The 22,124-nt window shown below is 72.9% G+C and carries 20 protein-coding genes; 9 read left to right on the forward strand and 11 right to left on the reverse strand.

The annotated features are described in order from the left end of the window. The first annotated feature begins 47 nt into the window (after window positions 1-47). Window positions 48-1,271 (forward strand): IS21-like element helper ATPase IstB, encoded by a 1,224-nt coding sequence (gene istB / locus AB0O67_RS19785; RefSeq protein ID WP_365451771.1) that lies wholly within the window; start codon window positions 48-50, stop codon window positions 1,269-1,271. On the opposite strand, the gene AB0O67_RS19790 is transcribed toward istB, so the two are convergent. The 3 genes from AB0O67_RS19790 to AB0O67_RS19800 form a co-directional block, all read right to left on the reverse strand. Further along, complete coding sequence (locus AB0O67_RS19790) at window positions 1,249-1,467, reverse strand: hypothetical protein (protein WP_365451733.1); 219 nt, start codon at window positions 1,465-1,467, stop codon at window positions 1,249-1,251. The genes istB and AB0O67_RS19790 overlap by 23 nt on opposite strands. An 83-nt stretch (window positions 1,468-1,550) precedes the next feature. Then, entirely contained in the window at window positions 1,551-1,679 is a 129-nt protein-coding gene (locus tag AB0O67_RS19795) for a hypothetical protein (protein WP_365451735.1), read from the reverse strand. Window positions 1,680-1,867: 188 nt separating this feature from the next. Continuing rightward, window positions 1,868-4,420: a helicase C-terminal domain-containing protein gene (locus AB0O67_RS19800; protein WP_365451737.1), complete on the reverse strand. Its 2,553-nt coding sequence runs from the start codon at window positions 4,418-4,420 to the stop codon at window positions 1,868-1,870. A 208-nt stretch (window positions 4,421-4,628) separates the two neighbouring features. Between AB0O67_RS19800 and AB0O67_RS19805 the strand changes: the two genes are divergently transcribed. After that, a complete protein-coding gene (locus AB0O67_RS19805) occupies window positions 4,629-5,663 on the forward strand; it encodes a hypothetical protein (RefSeq protein WP_365451739.1) in 1,035 nt (344 codons plus the stop codon). A gap of 119 nt (window positions 5,664-5,782) precedes the next feature. Next, window positions 5,783-6,418: an HAD family hydrolase gene (locus tag AB0O67_RS19810; protein WP_365451741.1), complete on the forward strand. Its 636-nt coding sequence runs from the start codon at window positions 5,783-5,785 to the stop codon at window positions 6,416-6,418. Here the strand turns inward: AB0O67_RS19810 and AB0O67_RS19815 are convergent. Then, window positions 6,394-6,645, reverse strand: a complete 252-nt coding sequence (locus AB0O67_RS19815) for a hypothetical protein (RefSeq protein ID WP_365451743.1) — start codon at window positions 6,643-6,645, stop codon at window positions 6,394-6,396. The two genes, AB0O67_RS19810 and AB0O67_RS19815, sit on opposite strands and share 25 nt — an antisense overlap. 164 nt (window positions 6,646-6,809) lie before the next feature. On the opposite strand from AB0O67_RS19815, the gene AB0O67_RS19820 reads away from it, so the two are divergent. Beyond that, a complete protein-coding gene (locus tag AB0O67_RS19820; protein ID WP_015659627.1) occupies window positions 6,810-7,193 on the forward strand; it encodes a cold-shock protein in 384 nt (127 codons plus the stop codon). Window positions 7,194-7,199: 6 nt separating this feature from the next. Here the strand turns inward: AB0O67_RS19820 and AB0O67_RS19825 are convergent, their stop codons facing one another. The 4 genes from AB0O67_RS19825 to AB0O67_RS19840 form a co-directional block, all read right to left on the reverse strand. Further along, on the reverse strand, window positions 7,200-8,042 hold the full coding sequence (locus AB0O67_RS19825) for a 1,4-dihydroxy-6-naphthoate synthase (protein WP_365451745.1): 843 nt from the start codon (window positions 8,040-8,042) through the stop codon (window positions 7,200-7,202). Next, window positions 8,039-8,797, reverse strand: coding sequence for a futalosine hydrolase (locus tag AB0O67_RS19830; RefSeq protein WP_365451747.1), 759 nt, complete (start codon window positions 8,795-8,797; stop codon window positions 8,039-8,041). Before AB0O67_RS19830 ends, AB0O67_RS19825 begins: the two co-directional genes overlap by 4 nt. Continuing rightward, window positions 8,767-9,237 carry a DUF2771 domain-containing protein gene (locus AB0O67_RS19835; RefSeq protein WP_365451749.1) on the reverse strand — a complete coding sequence of 157 codons (471 nt, stop codon included), beginning with the start codon at window positions 9,235-9,237 and terminating at the stop codon, window positions 8,767-8,769. The genes AB0O67_RS19830 and AB0O67_RS19835 overlap by 31 nt, the downstream gene beginning before the upstream one ends. A 63-nt stretch (window positions 9,238-9,300) precedes the next feature. Next, window positions 9,301-10,725, reverse strand: a complete 1,425-nt coding sequence (locus tag AB0O67_RS19840) for an MFS transporter (protein ID WP_365451751.1) — start codon at window positions 10,723-10,725, stop codon at window positions 9,301-9,303. 301 nt (window positions 10,726-11,026) lie between these two features. On the opposite strand from AB0O67_RS19840, the gene AB0O67_RS19845 reads away from it, so the two are divergent. The 4 genes from AB0O67_RS19845 (at window position 11,027) to AB0O67_RS19860 (ending at window position 17,304) form a co-directional block, all read left to right on the forward strand. Then, window positions 11,027-11,953, forward strand: a complete 927-nt coding sequence (locus AB0O67_RS19845; RefSeq protein ID WP_365451753.1) for a DUF3027 domain-containing protein — start codon at window positions 11,027-11,029, stop codon at window positions 11,951-11,953. An 86-nt stretch (window positions 11,954-12,039) separates the two neighbouring features. Beyond that, on the forward strand, window positions 12,040-15,165 hold the full coding sequence (locus AB0O67_RS19850) for a molecular chaperone Hsp90 (RefSeq protein WP_365451755.1): 3,126 nt from the start codon (window positions 12,040-12,042) through the stop codon (window positions 15,163-15,165). Between the two features lie 176 nt (window positions 15,166-15,341). After that, window positions 15,342-16,214, forward strand: coding sequence for a calcium-binding protein (locus AB0O67_RS19855; RefSeq protein WP_365451757.1), 873 nt, complete (start codon window positions 15,342-15,344; stop codon window positions 16,212-16,214). 175 nt (window positions 16,215-16,389) lie between these two features. Beyond that, a complete protein-coding gene (locus AB0O67_RS19860; protein WP_365451759.1) occupies window positions 16,390-17,304 on the forward strand; it encodes a hypothetical protein in 915 nt (304 codons plus the stop codon). On the opposite strand, the gene AB0O67_RS19865 is transcribed toward AB0O67_RS19860, so the two are convergent. The 3 genes from AB0O67_RS19865 to AB0O67_RS19875 form a co-directional block, all read right to left on the reverse strand. Beyond that, on the reverse strand, window positions 17,286-19,700 hold the full coding sequence (locus AB0O67_RS19865; protein ID WP_365451761.1) for an HAD-IC family P-type ATPase: 2,415 nt from the start codon (window positions 19,698-19,700) through the stop codon (window positions 17,286-17,288). The genes AB0O67_RS19860 and AB0O67_RS19865 overlap by 19 nt on opposite strands. A 132-nt stretch (window positions 19,701-19,832) precedes the next feature. Further along, on the reverse strand, window positions 19,833-20,687 hold the full coding sequence (locus tag AB0O67_RS19870) for a class I SAM-dependent methyltransferase (protein ID WP_365451763.1): 855 nt from the start codon (window positions 20,685-20,687) through the stop codon (window positions 19,833-19,835). A 113-nt stretch (window positions 20,688-20,800) separates the two neighbouring features. Then, complete coding sequence (locus tag AB0O67_RS19875; protein WP_365451765.1) at window positions 20,801-21,082, reverse strand: DUF2530 domain-containing protein; 282 nt, start codon at window positions 21,080-21,082, stop codon at window positions 20,801-20,803. Between the two features lie 164 nt (window positions 21,083-21,246). Between AB0O67_RS19875 and AB0O67_RS19880 the strand changes: the two genes are divergently transcribed. After that, window positions 21,247-22,124 (forward strand): NCS2 family permease (locus AB0O67_RS19880; protein ID WP_365451767.1); only part of this gene is annotated, 878 nt, incomplete at its 3' end.

Genomic DNA, 22,124 nt, shown 5'->3' on the forward strand with positions numbered 1-22,124 from the left:
CTTACATTCCTTCCGCGCGGGCCAAACGTCCAGTGTGCCTGATCGTTGTGCACGGCGTGCAGGACATCACCAGTGCCCCGTCCCCGCCGACCACCACGCTCGGCTACGCGCTGTTCGCCACGCGCTGGCTGCAGGCTCCGCTGTACTTCGGCCTCGTGGCCGCCCAGGGGGTGTACGTCTACAAATTCTTCAACGAACTCTGGGCCTTAGTGCTCCGGTGCGTGACCGGGCAGGCGACAGAGACCTACGTCATGCTCGCCGTGCTCAAGCTCGTCGACGTCGTCATGATCGCCAATCTGCTGATCATGGTGATCGTCGGCGGCTACGAGACGTTCGTGTCCCGCATCGGTCTGCAGGGCCACCGTGACCAGCCGGAATGGCTCTCGCACGTGAACTCCAACGTGCTGAAGGTCAAGCTTGCCACGGCCATCGTGGGCATCTCGTCGGTGCATCTGCTCCAGATGTTCGTGGATGTGCACCACACCTCCCGGCACTCCTTGCTGTGGGGCACGGTGATCCACATGGCGTTCATCGCGTCGGCGGCGATCCTGGCGTACATGTCGGGGCCGATGGCGGCGCAGGCCGAGCGGGCCCACCACTCCTCCTCCCACCAGCCACAGCAGCAACGCGCCGCCGAGGCCGGACCGCCCGAGAAGGCCGTCATCCCGTCCCAGCGTGATCAGGCGCCGAGCGCCGAGGACCGGCTGCGTGCCGCCGGGTTCCCCGCCCGCAAACTGCTGGAGGACTTCGACGCCGAGCATCTGCGGTCCTTCGACCGCGAGGCCGTGGCCCGGCTCGGCAAGCTGGACTTCGTCACCGCCCGCCGCAACGTCGTCTTCACCGGGCCGCCCGGCACCGGCAAGACGCATCTCGCGGTCGGCCTCGGGGTGCGTGCCTGCCAGGCCGGGCACCGGGTGCTGTTCGCGACCGCGGGCGAGTGGGCGGCGCGGCTGGCGGGGGCGCAGGCCGACGGCCGGCTCACCGACGAACTTCGCCGCCTCGACGCCTACGCCCTGCTGATCGTCGACGAGGTCGGCTATCTGCCGTTCGACGCCGACACCTCGCAGCTCTTCTTCCGGCTCGTCGCGCACCGCTACGAGCGGGGTTCGCTGGTCGTGACCGGTGACCGCCCGCCGGCGCGGTGGGACGAGGTGTTCGGCGGCCCCGCCGCCCCGGCGATGGTGGACCGGCTCGCCCACCACGCCGAGATCGTCCGCCTCGAAGGGGACAGCTACCGGATGCGCCGGGCTACCTCGGAGTGGGCAGGGTGAAGTTGTTGATCAGCGGCTGGGCGAAGACGTGCCCGTCGACGTTGACGAGGGGCTCGCCGGCCTGCGCGATCGGCAGGGGCAGTGGCGCCGCGGAGGCCTCGGGCACGAGCACGGCGACGAGGGCGGCCGCGGTCACCACTGCAGCGGCGGTGACGGCGAGGGCACTGTGGGCGCGGGCGGGGAGCTTGGAACGCATGGGGACGTCAGGACCTTTCAGGGGGACTGTCGGGGCGGGCCGGGCCCGGGACGCAGGGACCGGCCCGATGGACGCGCGGCGCGTCAGATCTGCGGCGTCTCCAGGACCAGTCCGGCGACGTCGATGGCGATGGCAGCGGCCTGGGTGGTGAGGGCGCCGAGCATCACGGCGGTGGTGGTCAGCACGGCGGCGACACGACGGGCAGCTCGCATGGGGGGTTCCTTTCGGATGTGCTCGCCCGAGTCCCTTGTGCGGGTCGGCTCGGGCATGATCAGGACTCCCGGTGGCTGCCCGGCCCACGGCACGGCGATGCGGGACGTTCCCCAAGCTCCCTCATGGGTGGGAAGTGTCCGGCGTGGCGTGCATGAATCGCGGTGTACGCCCGAAGGGGTGAGGCCGGCTACTCGTCCGCCAGCTCCGCCACGCCCGTGATCCGGTGCAGCGGATAGGTGCGGACCTCGTCCGCGGTGTGGTCGTACGCCGTCACGAAGCCGCCCTCCACCCGCACCGGCGCGATCACCCGCTGACTGGCGGCGCCCTCGGCGTTGACGTACCCGATCCACAGGGCCTGGCCGGTCAGGACGGCGGCCTGCATGGTGGCGAGGGTCTCGGCGGAGCTGGTGCGCGGCAGGGCGCCGTCGGCGGCGGGCTCCGGGGACTTCCGTGGGGTCGTCGAGGCCAGGTCGCCCGCCCTGATCGCGCGGATCGCGGCAGCGAGCAGCGTCGGATCGGGCGCGGGCGGGCCCTCCGGCACCGGCTCGGGCGGGGTGCGCGGCGGGGTGCGGTGGGCGTGCGCGCGTGTGATCAGCACGTCGCCCTCCGCGGACTCGGCGGCGGGCGCGAAGCCCATCGCGCGCAGCCCCTCCAGCAGGGCCGCCGGGTCGGCCTGCGCGGCCAGCACGGTCGGCGCGAGGCGGCGCAGCCGCAGTCCGGCGGACCGCTTGTCGGCGAGGATCTCGTTGAGCATCGCGTCGTCGTCGCAGCGCACGTACGCGGAGGCGGCGCCCACGCGCAGATGTCCGTGTCTGCGGGCCACGTCGTCGATGAGGTAGGCCAGCGGCTGCGGCACCGGCGTACGGGAGTGCTCGGTGAGGAAGGCGTGCAGGTCGGAGGCGGCGCGGCCGGCGTCCAGGGCGCGCCGTACGGAGGCGGGTGTGAAGCGGTAGACGGTCGCGCCGCCCTTGGATTCCACGTCGGCGAGCACGTCCAGCATGTCGGCGAGGTGCCGCTGCAGCGGGCCGGGCGCCACCGCCGTCAGATCGGCCTGGAGCAGGACGTGGTCCAGCGGCTCGGGCAGCAGCGGCGCGAGCAGCCGGGCGGCTGTCGCGGAGGCGACGGACTGCTCGGCCGGGGTGAGGGGTGCGAGACGTGGGACGGGGCGGTGGTGCACGGGCAGCTTGTCACCGGGGCCCTCGGGCTCCTCGTCGGGCGCGTGCGCCGGGGCGTGGGCCCCCAGCAGCGCCCGCCCGTGCGCCGACAGCGCCCCTCGTCCGGTCACGCCGAGCAACTCGGCCTCGGAGAGCGCCCACCGGGCGAGCCGTACCCGCAGATCGGCGTCAGGGCCGGTGTCCCGCTGCGAATCCCGCTGTGGGTCCCGCCGCAGCGGCCGCTCCCACCGCAGCCGCGCCAGCACCGACTCGCGCGCCGGGGCCGCGCCCTCCGGCAGCTCCGCCAGCAGACCCAGCACCCGGTGCCGTACGTCCGGGGCGGCCGACCGGTCGAGGCCCGGGCCCAAAGCGGCCAGCGCACGGTCCTTGGCGTCCCGGCCGCCCACGAGCCCGGCCGTCCGGGTCCCCGTCAGCCAGGTCTGCGCCAGCCGTGTCCAGCGCTCGGCGGCGGGCTGCTCCAGCCACTCGTCGTAGGCAGGGGTCGCGGCGTACCGCTCGTCGGCCTCGCCGTCGGAGGCGATCAGGCCAGCCGCGTAGGCCAGCTCGACCCAGAACGCCGCGACCGGTTCGGACACGTCGAGCGCGACGGCGGTCCGCTTCAGGTCACGGACGCTGAGCCCGCCCGCCCGGAGCACCGCCGGGCCGCCCTCGTCCCAGTCCTTCAGCAGGTCCTCGACGGTCGCCAGGGTGGTGTACGCCTGCCCGGCCGCCGTGGCGTCCACAACCTGTGGACGGTGCGTGGCCGCCGTCTCCACGGGCGGCGCCACCGGCTCCGGCGCGCGGTGCGCCCGGCCGGCCCGCAGATGCAGGGCGACCTCACGGGGGAGCACGACCGTGCCGGGCGCCGTCGGCAGCAGCAGCCCGCGGTCCAGCAGCCAGCGCAGCCGGGGCGCCGGGTCGGCCGTGACCTGGCCGTACGGCGGGCCCCACACGAGCCGCTCCAGCACTTCCACCGAGGCGGCCGGGGCCTCGTCGAGCAGCGCGGACATGCGGGTGCGGTCGGTGAACAGACCGGTGAGCGCGGCCGTAGCGGAGACGGAGTCGTGCGTGGAGGGCAGCCCGGCGGCCGTGACGAGATCCTGGATCCGGCCCGGCGACATCCCGGACGTCGCCTCCTGGACGGTCGGGCCCAGCCCGGTCGGGGACGGATGCTGCGGCGTCGGGGCGAGCAGCTCACGTGCCGTGCGCACCAGGCGCAGCCGGTCGTCGGGACCCCACACCAGGGCCAGCTCGCGCAGGGTGCCGAGGCCGCGCGGCAGGGCGGCGGTCACGAGCGGGTCGCCGTCGTCGCCGGCCATGAGCCCGAGCAGTTCCGCGTAGGTCGCCGGGTCGGCCGCCACGGCCAGGGCCTCGGCCGTCTGGAGGGCGAAGCGGTCCAGCCGCTCCAGGGCGCGGACCACCGAGGCGCGGGTGCCGGCGCGGGTGGCGAGCTGGGTGAGGTCGGTGGGGACGGGCGTGATGAGATCGGGCCGGCCGCGCAGGAGCGCGGACAGCGAGTCGTCGTCCCGCGCGCGAAGCGCCTCCGCGAGGGAACGCGGGGCCGCCGGCTTCTCCTCGGTGCTCATCCGGTCCACGGTAGCGGGTCGGCGGTCAGCCGGGGCCGACCGCCGGTGCCCCGGCCGGTGCGGCCACCATGCCGTTCGCCGGTACGGCCGTGGCGCCCGGGGCACGAACCCGCGCGCGGGCGGGCCGCTCTGACGTGGCGTCGGGTGTGCCGCCCTGCGCTAACGTCGTGCGCGCGGAAACCGGCACACCCGCCCCGGAGGGGACAGCGTGGGGATCGAGAGCGACAAGGTCGTCTACGAGTACCTGAGCCGCGTCGGTGACGTGGCTCAGCAACGGCAGCTGCCCTCCGCCACCCGGATGCGCCTGGTCTCCGAGCTGCGCGACGAGATCGGCCGGCGCCGCGCCAGGTCCGTCGTCGACAGCCCCGCCGCCGTCCGCCGCATCCTGTCCCGTATGGGCAGCCCGGACGAGGTGGTCGACGCCGCCGGGAAGGGCGGGAGCGGCACGGTGGAGACGTCGGCCGCCGCCGTGCCCGAACCGCGCAAGACGCGGGAGTCACGGCAGACACGGGGCGCGCGGGAGCCACGGGAGCCACGGGAGCCACGGGAGAAGGACCCGCAGCCGAAGGTCAGGGGGCTGCGCAGGGTCGTGCCGCGGCCCCGGCCCGCCGAACGGGAGGCCCCGCCCCCGCCCGCCGGCGCCCCCGCCCCACCGCACCGCGCGGGCGAGGACGAACTCGGGGACAGCGCCACCCAGCCCGACTGGTGGCGGGTGGACAGCAGCCCCTTCGGCGTCGGCGACAGCGTGCCCGGGTTCGTCGGGGGCGTGGAGATCCCGGAACTGCTCAGGCCGCCGGAGGAGAAGGACTCCGAGCCGGAGCCGGTGGTCGACAAGGCCCCGGAGGCCGAGGTGGAGCCGGCCCCTGGCCGGGGCGCCGCGCGGCGCCGGCTCCTGCCGTCGCCCGGGAGGTGGAACAACCCCCTCCTGCTGCTCGCCGCCGCTCTCCTCGTCGCCGGTGCTGTGCTCGGCAACCTGCTCCCGCTCGCCCTCGGCTGGCTCATCGCGTACGCCTCCCGCCGGCTGACCAGGTGGGAGATGAAGTGGGCGGTGATGGTACTGCCGGGCGCCGCGGTCGTCGCCGGATTCGGCTGGCTGTGGGGCAGGCTCGACGGCCGCTGGGGCGCCCCGGTCGCCGACGGTCACATGAACGAGGCCCTGTCCGATACCTGGCCCTGGGTGCTGCGGGGCGCGGCCGTGGCGTCGGCGCTGTTCCTGGTGTGGCGGTCGCAGCGCAAGGGATGAACCGGGGGCGGTCGTCGGTTCGGTGCGGCGCCGTCGTGACCGGTCGCGCGGTTCCCCGGGCCTGGCCTTGGGACGCTCCGTCGTACCCCGTTCACCTGCCCGTGGGGTGACTGGGCACAATGGCCGGCATGACCTCGCGCCCGCTCACCGTCGGCTTCGACCTCGACATGACGCTCATCGACTCCCGCCCCGGCATCCACGCCTGCTACACGGCGCTGGCCGAGCGGACGGGGACGTACATCGACGCCGATCTCGCGATCACCCGGCTGGGGCCGCCGCTGGAGCAGGAGCTGCGGCACTGGTTCCCGGCGGACCAGGTCGCCGCGATCGCCGATGTCTACCGGGCGATGTACCCGGACATCGCCATCGCCGCGACCCCCGCCATGCCCGGCGCGCACGAGGCGATGGCGGCGGTACGGGCGGCCGGTGGGCGCACGGTCGTGGTCACCGCCAAGTACGAGCCCAACGCCAAGCTGCACCTCGCCCACCTCGGCATCGAGCCCGACGCGGTGGTCGGCGACATGTGGGCGGAGGCGAAGGCGGCGGCGCTGCGCGAGCACGGCGCGGGTGTGTACGTCGGCGACCACACCGGCGACGTACGCGGCGCCCGCGCCGCCGGCGCGCTGTCGGTGACGGTGGCGACCGGCCCGTGCGACGCCGAGGAACTGCGGCTGGCGGGCGCCGACGCCGTACTCACCGGCCTCGGCGAGTTCCCGGAATGGCTTTCGGCCTATCTCGACGCGCCGCGCGCCTGACGCCGCCCCGCCGCGATCGCCCGGAGCATCCCCGCTCCGGCGATGAGGAAGCCGGCGCCCATGAGCATGCTCAATCCGAACATGTACGTGGGAAAAGGCGTCGTACCGAGGAACAGCGGAGCCACTGTGACCAGAGTGGCCACGGCTCCGACGATGAAGACGACGGCACCGGCACGGATCAGTCGGTCACCGGGCCCGGCGGAATTCGGTTGGGTTTTGTCACGCACCGGACCAGGGTAGTTCCCAGCGCGAAGGAACAACCGGGCGACGTCTTGTCACCGGCCTGAAGACCATTAGCCTTGGTACCGGCGGGTCACGGACGACCCGCCCAAGTGCTATCAAGAGCCGTTTCAGAAGCAGTTTTCCGACGAGTACGAGGACGAGGACAGACGTGCCTACCGGCAAGGTCAAGTGGTTCAACAGCGAGAAGGGCTTCGGCTTTCTCTCCCGTGACGACGGCGGTGACGTCTTCGTCCATTCCTCGGTTCTCCCCGCCGGAGTCGAGACGCTCAAGCCGGGTCAGCGCGTGGAGTTCGGGGTCGTCGCCGGGCAGCGCGGCGACCAGGCCCTGTCGGTCACCATCCTGGACCCCACCCCGTCGGTCGCGGCCGCCCAGCGCAAGAAGCCGGACGAACTCGCGTCCATCGTCCAGGATCTGACCACGCTCCTGGAGAACATCACGCCGATGCTCGAAAAGGGCCGTTACCCCGACAAAACCTCCGGCAAGCAGATCGCCGGTCTCCTCCGCGCGGTCGCCGACCAGCTCGACGTATAAACCCTTCTAGGGGAAATCCAGCGCATCCGGGCCGAGGGGCGGAACCAGTCCCTCGGCCGCCGCACGTGTGAGCAGACCGCGTACGGCCGCATAGCCGTCCTCACCGAGACCCGCGGTGAATTCGTTGACGTACAGCCCGATGTGCTGGTCGGCGACGACCGGGTCCATCTCCTGGGCGTGCGCCATGACGTACGGGCGGGACACCGCGGGGTTCTCCCAGGCCAGCTGCACGGACGTGCGTACGGCGTCGGCGAGCCGCGTCAGTTTCTCCGCCCCCAGCGACCGCCTGGCGATGATCGCGCCCAGTGGGATCGGCAGCCCGGTGGTGTCCTCCCAGTGCTCGCCCATGTCGGCGAGCTTGTGCAGGCCGTAGTTCTGGTAGGTGAAGCGCGCCTCGTGGATGACCAGGCCCGCGTCGACCTTCCCGTCCCGCACCGCGGGCATGATCTCGTGGAACGGCATGACCACGATCTCGCCCACCCCGCCGGGCAGCGTGTCGGCGGCCCACAGCCGGAACAGCAGGTACGCCGTCGACTTCTCGCTCGGCACCGCGACCGTACGGCCGGTCAGGTCGGTGCCCGGCTCCCGGGTCAGCACCAGCGGGCCGCAGCCCCGGCCCAGCGCGCCGCCGCACGGCAGCAGGGTGTAGGTGCCGAGGACGTACGGCAGTACGGCGTACGACACCTTCAGCACGTCCAACTCGCCGCGCTCGGCCATGCCGTTGGTGATGTCGATGTCCGCGAAGGTCACGTCGAGCCCGGGCGCGCCGGGGACCCGGCCGTGGGCGAGGGCGTCGAAGACGAAGGTGTCGTTGGGGCAGGGCGAGTACGCGATGTGCAGTCGGCTCATGCCGGTTTCCAACTCTCCAGTACGGGGGCGAGCTTCCCGAAGCCGTCCGTGAGCGCGGTGAGCGCCTCGCCGATCCGCCAGGCGGCGCGGTCGCGTGGGCCGACGGGGTTGGAGATCGCCCGCAGCTCCAGAACGGGCGTGCCGTGCGCGGCGGCGGCCTCGGCGACCCCGAAGCCCTCCATGGCCTCGGCGAGGGCACGGGGGTGGCGCTCGCCCAGGGTGGCGGCGCGGGCGGCGGTGCCGGTCACCGTGGAGACGGTGAGGATCGTGCCGGGGCGGGCTCCGGTGGCGGTCGCCGTGTCCCGTACGAGTGCTTCCGGTGGACGGTGGGTGACGGTGCCGAAGCCCAGGTCGGTGACGGGGAGAAAGCCCTCCGCGGTCTCGGCCCCCAGGTCGGCGGCGGTGATCTCGTCGGCGACGACCAGCGAGCCGACGGGCGCCCGCGGGACGAAGCCGCCCGCGATGCCGGCCGAGACGACCAGGGCGTAGGGGCTGCCGCGCAGGGCGGCGGTGGTGAGGGCGGTCGCCGTGCGGGCGGCTGCCAGCGCGGGACCCACACCGGCGGCGAGCAGGTCGGGGCCGGCCGGGAGACGGCGCAGGCCGGCCGGGGTGACTCCGGCGCCGGGCAGCGGTACCTCGGCGGCGGAGCCGGGGAACGCCCGTGCCACCGCGTCCCGTTCGGCGGGGACCGCGGTGGCCACGAGGATCCGGACGCCCGACGTGGTCAGGCGTCCTTCTTCAGCTTGAAGGACCACAGGCCGGTGACGTCCTGCTCGCCCTCCTTGATGGAGACCAGCGTGGAGTTGCCCTGGGCGCCGTACTGCGCGTTGAAGAACACGCTGCCGGGGATGGTCCGGTAGGTCTTGGTGCTGGCGTCGGTGAGCGGCTGGCCGTTCATCAGGATCGTCCAGCCCTGGTCCGCGATCTTGGGGTCCACACCGAAGCGGACGGTTTCGTCGGGGTCGACCGAGATGGTCTTGATGCCGGTGTCCTTCAGGCACCCGGACAGCTCCGTGGTCTTCAGGACGGCACCGTCGTCGTAGCAGGTCGCCTCGGAGCTGACCGAGCTGGAACCGACGGTGATCGTCGACATGGGCGACGGCTTGTCGCATGCCGACAGGACGAGCAGTCCGGCGGAAACGGCGCCGGCGGCGGCGACGGCGCGGCGGCGTCGCACAGCGGATTGCATGGTCATGGGCGAAGGCTATCGGGCACGCCCGGCCGCCTCCCCATGCGGGGGTACGGGGCGTGCCGTGGGTTAGGCCACTCGCGGGCGGCCACGTCCGCCGTGGCGCGCGGAGCTGAGCAGGCCGCGGACGGTGGTCAGCCAGCCGGCGGCCAGCACGACGGCGGCCACCGACATGCCCAGGGTGCCGTTCAGCGGCAGGGCGATGCCGATCGCGCCGCCCAGCACCCAGGACATCTGGAGCAGCGTCTCCGAGCGGGCGAACGCCGAGGTGCGCACCAGTTCCGGTACGTCCCGCTGGATCAGCGCGTCCAGCGACAGCTTGGCCAGCGCCTGCGCGAACCCGGCCACCGCCGCCAGGCACGCCACGAGGAACGCGCTGAAGAACAGCGCCGCCGTGACCGCGACCGCCAGCTCGACCGCGACGACGGTCACGATGATCAGCTCCGGCGCCCGCGCCTTCAGCCACGCCCCGACCGCCGTGCCCAGCGCGTTGCCCACCCCGGCGGCGACCGCCACCATGCCCAGCGACACCGCCGCGCTCTGCCCGGCCAGCGGATGCTCCCGGAGCAGGAACGCCAGGAAGAAGATCAGGAACCCGGCCAGGCAGCGGATCGCCGCGTTGACGCCCAGGGCGTGCGTGACCGCGATGCCGACCGTGCGCAGACCCGGTCGCTTGACCGGCTTGCGGTGCGGGCCGTGCAGATGGGCCTCGTCCGCCGCGAGCAGCGCCGTGTCCTCGCCCTTCGCCGAGTCGACCGTGTGCGGCAGGGTGAAGGAGAGAACCGTTCCGGCAACGAAGATGACGAAGGCGCCGTAGAGCGGCCAGCGCGGGCCGAGCGCCTGGAGCCCCGCCCCGATCGGCGCGGCCACGCCGGTGGCGAGCAGGCCGCCGAGCGTGACCCGGGAGTTGGCTTTCACCAGGGAGAACCGGGGCGGCAGGAGCCGGGGCACGACCGCGCTTCTGACCACGCCGTACGCCTTCGACGCGACCAGCACGCCGAGCGCCGCCGGGTAGAGCTCGATGCCGCCGGTGATCACCGCGCCGGACAGCACCAGCGCGAGCAGCGCCCGCGCCAGCATCGCGCCCGCCATCGCCGCGCGCCGGCCGTGCGGGACGCGGTCGAGCAGGGGGCCGATCACGGGGGCGAGGAGGGTGAAGGGCGCCATCGTGATCGCGAGGTAGAGCGCGACCCGGCCGCGCGCCTCGTCGGTCGGGACCGAGAAGAAGACGGTGGAGGCGAGGGCGATGGTGATCATGACGTCGCCCGCGCCGTTCACGGCGTGCAGCTCGATCAGCTTGCCGAGGCCGGACTCGCCGGCGCCGTGCGCGTGCGTGGCCTTGCGGATACCGCGGGCGGTGCCGGTCACCGGGAAGTGCAGAGCACGGGTGAACGAGCGGAGCCGGCCGCCCCTACGGTCCGCTCCGCCGCTTCGGTTGTGCCCCTCGACTCCGCCGGTCCCGGAGGTGCCTTGGGGCGACCTTGCGGTTGCCACGACGTTCATAGTGCCCTGAGATGGGGGTCAGTAGTGCGGTTCCGGCGCGTATGGACGCGCTCTTAGTGGCGATCATGTCCCGTCGGTGTAGGCCCAGCGGCGGTGAAGGGGTAGCGTGCGTAGCGCGCCGTGGCGAACGTTCTCGGCCGCGCGCCTCTCGGCCATCCCGCAGAATGGATGACACAGGTGCGCCCGAGCGCGACAGGGCGCGGACGTCGACGCGGTCCCCAGGTCCGCTCCGTCCGGCCCGTCGCCTTCAGGCAGGCGCACCGAGCGACGGCGTAGGAGAGAAGCGATACCTGTGAGCGCAGCGACAACGCGAAGCCGCACCCCCGACCGCCTGTGCGCCGAGGCCGTGGACCTAGCCCGCGCCGCGGCCGAGGAGGCCGCCGCGCCCGGAGTGGTCGGGGAACACTCGGGTCTGGCCTCCGAGGGCGACCGCGTTGTCACGCACTTCTTCGAGTGCAAGGAATTCGGGTACCGCGGCTGGCGCTGGGCGGTGACCGTGGCGCGGGCGTCGCGCGCGAAGGTCGTGACGCTGGACGAGGTCGTGCTGCTGCCCGGCCCGGACGCGCTGCTGGCACCCGAGTGGGTGCCGTGGAGCGAGCGGCTGCGGCCCGGTGACATGGGGCCGGGCGACCTGCTGCCCACGGACGCCGAGGACCTGCGGCTGGAGCCGGGCTGGACCGGCGAGGAGGTGCCGCTGCCGAGTTCCGCGGTCTCCGAGGACATGGCGGAGCTGGTCGAGGCCGAGGACGCGGAGGTCACCGCCGGACCGCCGGCCACCCTGCCGGCCGTGCCGACCCGGGGCTCCATCGCGGCGGTCGCCGAGGAACTGGGCATGCGGCGCGCCCGGGTGCTGTCGCGGTACGGCCTGCATGTGGCGGCCGATCGCTGGGAGGAGTCGTTCGGGCCGAAGACCCCGATGGCGCAGGCGGCTCCCGCGGCGTGCGTGACGTGTGGCTTCCTCGCGCCGATCGGGGGATCGCTGGGGCAGGCCTTCGGGGTCTGCGCGAACGAGTTCTCACCGGCCGACGGCCGGGTGGTGTCGCTGGCGTACGGGTGCGGTGGGCACTCCGAGGCCGCGGTGATGCCGAAGCCGCCGCAGCCGGCCGCGCCGGTGATCGACGAGACGCGGGTGGATCCGTTCCCGTTGCGGCCGGCGCGGGATTCCGGGTCCGTGCCGGATGTCACCGACGAGGTGGCGGCCGAGTTCGGGCATTCGTAAGGGCTGGTCTGTGCCGCCGAGGCGGTGAAGTCCTCGGTGTCCGTCGGGCGCGATACCTTCTCCTCACGGCGATGAGGAGAGTCAACGTGAGCAAGTTCGTGCGGCCGGCGGCCGAGGGCGCCGACCCGTTCGGGACCGCCCGGCTGCGGCGCGGGGTGCTGGACGCGTGGGCCACCAGCCCGGCCCGTTTCCGGGAGGACGCCAACGCCGAGGAGGACCTCGTCCTCGGCGGCTACCGGGACCGGCTCGTCGTGGAGCTGGCGCAGAACGCCGCCGACGCGGCCGCCCGCGCCGGAGTGCCGGGCCGGCTGCGTCTCACGCTGCGCGACGGCGTCCTCGTCGCCGCCAACACCGGCGCCCCGCTGGACGCGGCAGGCGTCGAGTCGCTGGCCACCCTGCGGGCGTCCGCCAAGCGGGACACCCCCTCGACCGGCCGGTTCGGCGTCGGCTTCGCGGCCGTCCTCGCCGTCACCGACGAGCCCGCCGTCGTCGGCCGGCACGGCGGTGTCCGCTGGTCCCTCGCCGAGGCCCGCGACCTCGCCGCCGAGACGGCCCGGCACAGCCCCGGCCTGGGCGACGAGATCCGCCGCCGGGACGGTCACGTACCCCTGCTGCGGCTGCCGTTCGCCGCCGAGGGCACCGCCCCCGACCCCTACGACACGGTCGTCATCCTCCCCCTGCGCGACACGGCGGCCGCCGGTCTCGCCGAGCGCCTCCTGCACGCCGTCGACGATTCCCTGCTGCTCTCCCTGCCGGGGCTCGAGGAGGTCGTCGTCGAGATCGGCGCCGACGCGCCCCGCACCCTGCGCCGCCGGTCCGAGGGTGCCCTGACCGTCGTCGAGGACTCGCGGGACGGCGCCCGCCGGTGGCGTACGGCCGCCGCCCACGGCCCGCTCACGCCCGAACTGCTCGCCGACCGGCCGGTCGAGGAGCGGCTGCGCCCGCACTGGTCGGTCACCTGGGCCGTTCCCGTGGACGACGACGGCACCCCCGCACGCCCGCGCACCAGCCCCGTCGTGCACGCCCCCACCCCCAGCGACGAGCCCCTCGGTGTGCCCGCGCTGCTCATCGCGTCGTTCCCCCTGGACACCACCCGGCGGCACGCCGCCCCCGGGCCGCTGACCGCCTTCCTGGTCGAGAAGGCCGCCGACGTGTACGCCGAACTGCTCGCCGACTGGCGGCCGGTGACCGAGGGGATCATCGACCTCGTGCCCGGACCGCTGGGCAAGGGTGAGCTGGACGGGGCGCTGCGGCAGGCCATCCTGGAGCGGCTGCCGCGCACGTCGTTCCTGCCCCCGGCGCTGTCCCCGGCCCCTGAGGAGCCCGACGAGGACCTGCCCGAGTCGCTCCGGCCGCGCGACGCCGAGGTCGTCGAGGGCGCCGGCGCCGACACCGTGCGCGTGCTCGCCGAGGTACTGCCCACCCTGCTGCCCGCCGGTCTGGAACGCCGGGTGGAGCTGCGGACGCTGGGCGTCGCCCGGGTCCGGCTGACCGACGCCGTCGACCGGCTGGCCGGGCTGGAGAAGGAGCCCGGCTGGTGGCGGCGGCTGTACGACAGCCTCGCGGGCGTCGACCCCGACCGGCTCACCGGCCTGCCCGTGCCGCTCGCCGACGGCCGGACCACCATCGGGCCCCGGCAGGTGCTGCTGCCCTCCCCGGACGCCGTGAGCGTCGAACCCGAGACCCTCACCCGGCTCGGCCTCAAGGTCGCCCACCCGGACGCCGCGCATCCGCTCCTGGAGAAGCTCGGCGCGCTGCCCGCGACGCCTCGCGCCGTCCTCACCACCCCGCAGGTGCGCGCCGCCGTCGCGGCCTCCCTGGACGACGAGGGTGCGCTGTCCTGGGAGGAGGACGCGCCGGACGCCGAGGAACTGGCGGAGACCGTCCTCTCGCTGGTCCGCGACGCCGGTCTCGAACCGGGGGACGAGCCGTGGCTCGGCGCCCTCGCCCTCCCCGACGAGGAGGGGGAGCCCGCGCCGGCCGGTGAGCTGGTCTTCCCCGGCAGCCCTTTCGCGCAGGTCATGCGCGAGGGTGAACTCGCCTTCGTGGAGGCGGACTTCGCCGAGCGCTTCGGTGAGCAGCCGCTGGCCGCGTGCGGGGTGCTGGTCAACTTCACCCTGGTACGGAGCACGGACGTCGTCCTCGACCCGGACGAACTGGAGCCGCGCGAAGGGGAGTACGCCGAGCCGGACGACCCCGGGCTGCTGGACGCGGTGGACGTCTGGTGCGAGGACATCCTCGACCGCTTCCCCGACTCCCCGGTGCCGCCGGTCGCCACCGAGCTGGTCGCGGTGCGGGACCTGGACCTCGTGGACGACGACAAGTGGCCGCAGGCCCTGGCGCTGCTCGCGCAGCCGCCGCTGCGGGACGCGCTGACCCAGCCGGTGCGGATCCTGCTGCCCGACGGCACCCATGAAGTCGTACGGCCGTACACGGCCTGGTGGCTGCGGGGGCACCCGGTGCTCGACGGGCGCCGTCCGGCGGGTCTCCTCGCCTCCGGCGGCGACCCGCTGCTGCGGGGTCTGTACGACGAGGCCGACGCGACCGGCTTCGACGACGAGCAGGTGCTCCGGGCGCTGGGCGTGCGCACCTCGGTGGCGGCGCTCCTGGACGAACCGGGCGGCGGTGCCGAGCTGCTGGACCGGCTCGCCGACCCCGAGCGTCCGGTCACCGGGGCCCAACTGCACGCCCTCTACGGGGCGCTGGCCGAGCTGGACCCCGAGCAGGTGACCCTGCCCGACGACCTGCGCGCCGTCGTCGACGGGCGGGTCGAGGTCGTGGACGCGACCGGCGCGGTGGTCGTCGACTCGCCCGATCTGCTGCCCTTCACCGAGGGCGTGCCCCTGCTGCCGGTACCGCCGGCGCGGGCGGCCGAGCTGGCGGAGCTGTTCCAGGTGCGGCGGCTGAGCGAGTCCGTCACCGGCGAGGTCGACTCGCTGGGCACGGAGCACGCCGTACCCGACCCGGTCCGGGTCCTCCTGGGCCCGCGGACCCCGTCCTCCTACGTCGAGCACGAGGAACTCGTCGTCGACGGCGTGGAGATCGACTGGCGCGTCACCACCGACGGCGTCCTGCACGCGGCGACTTTGGAGGGCGTCGCGGCGGGCCTCGCCTGGGCGGCGGGTCAGTGGCCCCGCCGCTTCGAGGTGGCGGCCCTCCTGGAGGACCCGTCCCGCACGGAGGAACTGGCACGGGACCGCTGGTTCGACTGAGGGACGCCGACCTGTGAAGATCGACGCGCATTTCCCTCACGGGTCGTACAACCATTCGCCCCCATGGCGGGTCTGATCGCGTGAGTCAACTGACTCCACCATCACTTTGGCCTCGCCGCGCTCACGGGCCGCCTGGAACGAAGGGCAGCGAGGCCCCTCTCCTCCATGGGGAACACATGCGCATACGAGCCACTGTGGCCGCCGTCACCGGCGCCCTGGCCCTGTCCGCCCTGGCCGCGCCGCTCGCGCAGGCCGATTCGCACCGCGCCGAGCTGGACCGGCCGAGCGTCGCCGAGCGCTTCGGCGCGCCCTCCGCCAAGTCGACGTCCCGCACCGGCGTGCAGGCGGTGCCGACCGTCACCGCGGTCACGGTGAACTCCGCCGCCAACGTGGTCGTCGGCACCGGCGCCAAGACGATCAAGGTGTACGTGAAGGCCAGCCACCCGAGCGGCATCGCGGACGCCTACCTGGACCTGTGGCACGGCTCCGACCCCGAGTACGACATCGACGGCTGGCTCCCGCCGAACGAGACTGCCGCCTCCTGCACGGCCAGCAGCGCCACGACGTCGACCTGCATGCTCACCATCACCGCCACGCCCGGCGCGAGCGGCGACGGCGTCGGGGACCTGTACGCCAACATCCTCGCCGGCACCTGGAACGTCGCCGTCGGTGTCCTCGCCAACGACGATGAGGTTTTCTACACCGACTTCTACAAGACCCACAAGGTCCAGCGCGCCTCCGTGCTCACGGTCAACGCCGGGCCGGAGCCCGTGAAGAAGGGCGCCACCCTCACCGTCACCGGCAAGCTGACCCGTGCCGACTGGGCGACCCGTAAGTACGTCGGCTTCAGCGGCCAGAAGGTGGCGCTCCAGTTCCGCAAGTCCGGCCCCACGTCGTACGCGAACGTGAAGGGCATCACGGCCGCCACCGGCGGCGCGCTGAAGACCACCTACAAGGCGTCCTACGACGGCTACTGGCGCTTCAACTACTCGGGCATCGCGAGCACCTCGGCGGTCAGCGTCGCGGGTGACTACGTCGACGTGAAGTAGCCGACGTTCCATGCCCGGCCCCGGAAGCCATCCGGGGCCGGGCTCTCGTTCGTGTGAACCGGTGGTCCACGGAATCTCCCAACTTCCCCCACGGGAGCAACCGTTCCCCTCACTCGCCTATCTGATCAATGGAGCCGACAGGCTCCGAGATCACTCGCGACCAACTGGGGAACGCATGCGCACACGTGCCACTGTCGCCACCGTCACCGTCACCGTCACCGGCGCCCTGGCCCTCTCCGCCCTCGCCGTACCGGCCGTGCACGCCGCCGGGAGCGACGCCGCCGACCACCGCGGGGCGTTCGCGAAGATCAGCCAGGCCGCGCACAAGGGTGAACGGGCACCCGGTCAGCCGTACGACATGGACGTCACCTTCTCGGACTTCAAGATCGCCAAGGCGGTCAAGCTGGGCTCGGGGACGCACTACTCCACCACGGTCACCTACAAGCTGACCCACGCGGCGGGCATCAACGTCGAGGCCGCCGACTTCGTCACCGGCCCGCTCCTCCACCGCGGCTCGCTCACCGCCCCGAGCAGCGCCGTCCTCGCCGGCGTCAAGCCCGCCACCTGCGCGGTCGACACCGCGACGACCGCCACCTGCACCGGCAAGATCGACTTCTACCCGCGCGAGGACCTGCTCAACTCGGACGCGGGCACCTGGAAGGGCGCGGCCGCCGCGATCGCGTACAACGGCCAGGACCCGGAGGGCGAGGAGTTCGACATCACCAAGGTCGGCTACGCCGACCAGGAGGGCCTCGGAACCACGCTCGTGCAGCGTGCCTCCACCCTCACGGTCAACGCCACCCCCGAGCCGGTGAAGAAGGGCAAGCCCCTCACCATCACGGGCAAGCTCAGCATCGCCAACTGGGAGACCGGCACGTACGTCGGCTACGTGAACCAGTCGGTGGCCCTGCAGTACCGCAAGAAGGACGTCATGACGTACTCCGACGTCAAGGGCGTCAAGACCAACGGCAAGGGCGAGCTGAGGACGACGGTCACGGCATCGGCGGACGGCTACCACCGCTTCACGTTCAAGGGCAAGACGCCGGTCCCGGCGGTCAACGCGACCGGCGACTACGTCGACGTCCAGTAGCGCTGAGCGGGGAAGCGGCGGTCGACCCACCTCCACAGAACCTCCAGGGCGACCGCCGCACCCGCGGCCATCCCCACCGCTATCCACGGCACGGTCATCCCCACCAGCTTCAGCGCGAAGAAGTCCTGCAACCAGGGCACCACCAGCACCACCACGAACAGAGCGCCCATCGTCGCCACCAGCGCGACGCGCCACCACGTGTACGGCCGGGCGATGATAGCGAGGACCCACATGGCGATCAGGAACAGCGTCAGTGTCGCCGCACTCGTCTCCGCGGCCAGCGCCCCCGGCCCCGTGTAGTACCGCTGGGCGATCAGATACGTCGCGAACGTCGCCACCGCGGCCAGCACCCCGCCCGGGATCGCGTAACGCATCACCCGCCGCACGAAGTTCGGCTTCGCCCGTTCCTTGTTGGGCGCCAGGGCGAGGAAGAAGGCCGGGACGCCGATCGTCAGCGTGGAGAGCAGCGTGAGATGGCGCGGCAGGAACGGATACTCGACCTGCCAGCACACCACCAGGATGGCCAGCAGCACCGAGTACACCGTCTTGACCAGGAACAGGGTCGCCACACGGGTGATGTTGCCGATGACGCGGCGGCCCTCCGCCACCACCGACGGCAACGTGGCGAAGCTGTTGTTCAGCAGCACGATCTGCGCCACCGCCCGCGTCGCCTCCGAGCCCGAGCCCATCGCGACCCCGATGTCGGCGTCCTTCAGGGCGAGCACGTCGTTCACGCCGTCGCCGGTCATCGCGACCGTGTGCCCGCGGGACTGGAGCGCCCCGACCATGTCCCGCTTCTGCTGCGGGGTGACCCGCCCGAACACCGTGCCCTCGTCCAGGGTCCGGGCCATTTTGTCCCGGTCGGCGGGCAGCCGGCGCGCGTCCACCGTCGCACCGGTCAGCCCCAGCTTGCCGGCGACCGCCCCGACCGACACCGCGTTGTCGCCGGAGATGACCTTGGCGGCGACGTCCTGGTCGGCGAAGTACCGCAGGGTGTCGGCGGCGTCGGGGCGCAGCCGCTGTTCGAGGACGACGAGGGCGGCGGGCTTCGTGGCCCGGGTGATCTCGGGGGAGTCCAGCTCGCCCGAGACGCGGGCCAGCAGCAGCACCCGCAGGCCCTGCTCGTTCAGCCGGTCGGTCTCGGCGAGGACGGCGTCGCCCTCGCCGAGCAGGACGTCGGGGGCGCCGAGGAGCCACGTACTGGACTCGCCGTTGCCCTCGCTGAAGGCGGCGCCGCTGTACTTGCGGGCGGAGGAGAAGGGCAGCGCCTCGACGCAGCGCCAGTCCACGCTGTCGGGGTAGGCGTCGATGATCGCCCGGAGGGAGGAGTTGGGGCGCGGGTCGGACTCGCCGAGGGCGCCGAGCACCTGCCGTACGTACGCCTCGTCGTTGCCGTCCAGGGTGCGCAGTTCGGTGACGTCCATGCCGCCCTCGGTGAGGGTGCCGGTCTTGTCGAGGCAGACGGTGTCGACGCGGGCGAGACCCTCGATCGCGGGCAGCTCCTGGACCAGGCATTGCTTGCGGCCTAGCCGGATCACGCCGATCGCGAAGGCGACGGAGGTGAGCAGCACCAGGCCCTCGGGGACCATGGGGACGATGCCGCCGACGGTGCGGGCGACGGAGTCCTTGAAGTCGGTCTCCTTCACCACCAGCTGGCTGATGATCAGGCCGATGGCGGTCGGCACCATCATCCACGTCACGTACTTGAGGATCGTGGAGATGCCCGAACGCAGCTCGGACTGGACGAGGGTGAACCGGGACGCCTCCTCGGCGAGCTGGGCGGCGTACGCCTCCCGCCCCACCTTGGTCGCCTGGAACGCCCCGACCCCGGCGACCACGAAGCTGCCGGACATGACCTCGTCCCCCGGCTGCTTGACGACGGGGTCGGCCTCGCCGGTGAGCAGCGACTCGTCGATCTCCAGCCCGTCGGCCTCGACGCACGCCCCGTCGACCACGACCTTGTCGCCCGGCCCGATCTCGATCAGGTCGTCCAGCACGATCTCCGCCGTGCCGAGCTCGGCGGCGACCCCGTCCCGCCGTACGGTCGGCCGCACCTCGCCGATCAGGGCCAGGGAGTCCAGGGTCTTCTTCGCGCGCCACTCCTGGAGGATGCCGATGCCGGTGTTGGCGAGGATGACGAAGCCGAACAGGCTGTCCTGGATCGGCGCGACGACCAGCATGATCGCCCAGAGCACGCCGATGATGGCGTTGAACCGGGTGAAGACGTTGGCGCGGACGATGTCGGCCATCGAACGGCTGCTGCGCACCGGCACGTCGTTGACCTGTCCCCGCGCGACCCGCTCGGCGACCTCGGCGGCGGTCAGCCCGGTCGTGCGGGCGGGCACGCGCAAGGGGTGCACGGGGTCGAGACCGGCGCCCGCGTCGATGTGCGTCATGCATTCGACGGTACGTGCGGAACTACGGCTTCACCTGCTGAGTGCGCGGAAGTTCCGACCTGGGGAGGACCGTGATGGTGCCGTGGTCGTACGGCGGTTGTACGGCGCGGCGGCCGGTCCGTGGGCGGTGCTCTAGGTGGCCGGGTCCGCCCGGCGCGCGGTGAACAGCAGGTACTCCCACTCCATGACGGTGGGTCCGCTGCCCGCCGCCCGGTCGTGCCGCCGGGCGAGCTCCACCAGGTCGCGGTCGAGGGAGGCGACGCGTTCCGGGTCGTCGGCGTTGGCGCGGTAGACGGCGATCACGGGGCCGTAGCGCTCCTTGAAGTAGTCCCGGAAGTCCTCGGGCGTCTGGAAGCGGTCGACCACGACCGTCCGGCGGTCGGCGGTCACGTCCGTCACCCGGTCCCCGAGAAGGGCCCGCACATGATCCGGGTCTCCCCACAGTGGGGCCGGCTGCGCGCCGGGCGGAGGCGGCGGCGCGTACGGCTTCAGCGTGGTCAGCATCCGTCCCAGGAAGCCCTCGGGTGTCCAGCTCAGCAGGCCGATGGTGCCGCCCGGCCGGCAGACCCGGACCAGTTCGTCGGCGGCGGCCTGGTGGTGCGGGGCGAACATGACGCCGACGCAGGACAGCACCGTGTCGAAGTCGGCGTCCGCGAACGGAAGCGCCTCGGCGTCGGCCTCCCGCCACCGCAGGTCGACGCCGCTTTCGGCGGCCGTCCGGCGTCCGGTCTCCAGCAGCTCGGGTGTCAGATCGCCGGCCACCACGTCCGCACCGGCCAGGGCCGCCGGGATCGCGGCGTTGCCGGTGCCGGCGCCCACGTCCAGCACACGGTCCCCGGGCCCCACCCCGCACGCCTCGACGAGCAGCGCTCCCAGCTCCGGAATGAGCTCGGCGGCGACGGAGGGGTAGTCGCCCGAGGCCCAGATCGCCCGGTGCTTGGCCTTCAGAGCCCGGTCGGCCTCGGCGGTGTCGTTCTGCTGCGCCATGGCTGTGCTCCTTACCGGTTTCGGCCACGGCGGTCCGCGTCGCCGCGACGTTCGGCCATGCCATTTCAGCCTGGCACGAGGTGGCCGCCGCGACGACCGCCGGCGCCGGTGCCTCAGTCCGCCGGGGAGTGATCGGCCCCCGCCGCCTCGGGGGCCGACGCCCGCTTGATGGCCGCGTCGCGTCGGCGCACGTACCAGATGCCGATGAAGCCCAGAGCGCCGCCGGCCAGGCAGGTCCACAACCACCAGGTGTGGCCGTGCTCGTCGAACCAGCCGTAGAAGGGCAGCTGGACGAGGAAGAGGGCGAACCAGACGATCGTGCCGCCGATGATGGTGCCGACCACGGGGCCCTCCAGGGGCTCCGGCGCCTCGTGCTTGGGGGTCCACTTCGCCATGGGGACAGCTTACGAGGCCCTCGCGCGGGGCCGGGCGGCGCGGGGGCGGAGGAGCCGGCCGGCGGCGACGCACGGGTCTACGCGCGGAGATGGCCACTTCGACCCTCATATGTTCATACTGAAACCGTTTGCCTTTGACCGGTTCTGCTCGTAGGAAAGTACAGATGCCCACCTCGGCCTCCCCCAAGGCTCCCGCGCCCGAGCAGCCGGGCGGCGCGCCCGCGTACGGCGCCCTCGACCGCTACTTCAAGATCTCGGAACGCGGCAGCACGCTCTCCCGTGAGGTCCGTGGCGGTTTCGCGACCTTCTTCGCGATGGCCTACATCATCGTGCTGAACCCGATCATCCTCGGCAGCGCCAAGGACATGTACGGCAACCAGCTCGACAACGGTCAGCTGGTCACCGCCACGGCGCTCACCGCGGCGTTCACCACCCTGCTGATGGGGGTCGTCGGCAACGTGCCGATCGCGTTGGCCGCCGGCCTCGGAGTGAACTCGGTCGTCGCCCTCCAGCTCGCTCCGCGGATGTCGTGGCCGGACGCCATGGGCATGGTGGTGCTGGCCGGTTTCGTGGTGATGCTGCTGGTCGCCACCGGTCTGCGCGAGCGCGTGATGAACGCGGTGCCCTACGGCCTGCGCAAGGCCATCGCGATCGGTATCGGCCTGTTCATCATGCTGATCGGTCTCGTGGACGCCGGTTTCGTCGCCCGTATCCCGGACGCCGCCCAGACCACCGTCCCGCTCCAGCTCGGTGCCACCGGTCACCTCAACGGCTGGCCGGTGCTGGTCTTCGCGCTCGGTGTGCTGCTCACGCTGGCGCTGATCGTGCGGAAGGTGTCCGGCGCGATCCTGATCTCGATCGTGGCGATGACCGTGCTCGCCGTGATCATCAACGCGCTCGCCGATGTCCCGTCCTGGGGCCTGACCACGCCCACGTGGCCCGGCAACCCCCTTGCCACCCCCGACTTCGGCCTGCTCGGTCAGGTGAGCCTGTTCGGCGGCTTCGCCAAGGTCGGCGTGCTGACCGGCATCCTGTTCGTCTT

This window comes from Streptomyces sp. NPDC086077, from assembly GCF_040686175.1.
GTDB lineage: Bacteria > Actinomycetota > Actinomycetes > Streptomycetales > Streptomycetaceae > Streptomyces.

Excerpts from the sequence above, each read along its gene's own strand:
- AB0O67_RS19790 (WP_365451733.1), bottom strand. The coding sequence starts at position 1,467 with ATGCGTTCCAAGCTCCCCGCCCGCGCCCACAGTGCCCTCGCCGTCACC.
- AB0O67_RS19795 (WP_365451735.1), bottom strand. The coding sequence starts at position 1,679 with ATGCGAGCTGCCCGTCGTGTCGCCGCCGTGCTGACCACCACCGCCGTG.
- AB0O67_RS19800 (WP_365451737.1), bottom strand. The coding sequence starts at position 4,420 with ATGAGCACCGAGGAGAAGCCGGCGGCCCCGCGTTCCCTCGCGGAGGCG.
- AB0O67_RS19810 (WP_365451741.1), top strand. The coding sequence starts at position 5,783 with ATGGCCGGCATGACCTCGCGCCCGCTCACCGTCGGCTTCGACCTCGAC.
- AB0O67_RS19825 (WP_365451745.1), bottom strand. The coding sequence starts at position 8,042 with ATGAGCCGACTGCACATCGCGTACTCGCCCTGCCCCAACGACACCTTC.
- AB0O67_RS19835 (WP_365451749.1), bottom strand. The coding sequence starts at position 9,237 with ATGACCATGCAATCCGCTGTGCGACGCCGCCGCGCCGTCGCCGCCGCC.
- AB0O67_RS19855 (WP_365451757.1), top strand. The coding sequence starts at position 15,342 with ATGCGCATACGAGCCACTGTGGCCGCCGTCACCGGCGCCCTGGCCCTG.
- AB0O67_RS19860 (WP_365451759.1), top strand. The coding sequence starts at position 16,390 with ATGCGCACACGTGCCACTGTCGCCACCGTCACCGTCACCGTCACCGGC.
- AB0O67_RS19865 (WP_365451761.1), bottom strand. The coding sequence starts at position 19,700 with ATGACGCACATCGACGCGGGCGCCGGTCTCGACCCCGTGCACCCCTTG.
- AB0O67_RS19870 (WP_365451763.1), bottom strand. The coding sequence starts at position 20,687 with ATGGCGCAGCAGAACGACACCGCCGAGGCCGACCGGGCTCTGAAGGCC.
- AB0O67_RS19875 (WP_365451765.1), bottom strand. The coding sequence starts at position 21,082 with ATGGCGAAGTGGACCCCCAAGCACGAGGCGCCGGAGCCCCTGGAGGGC.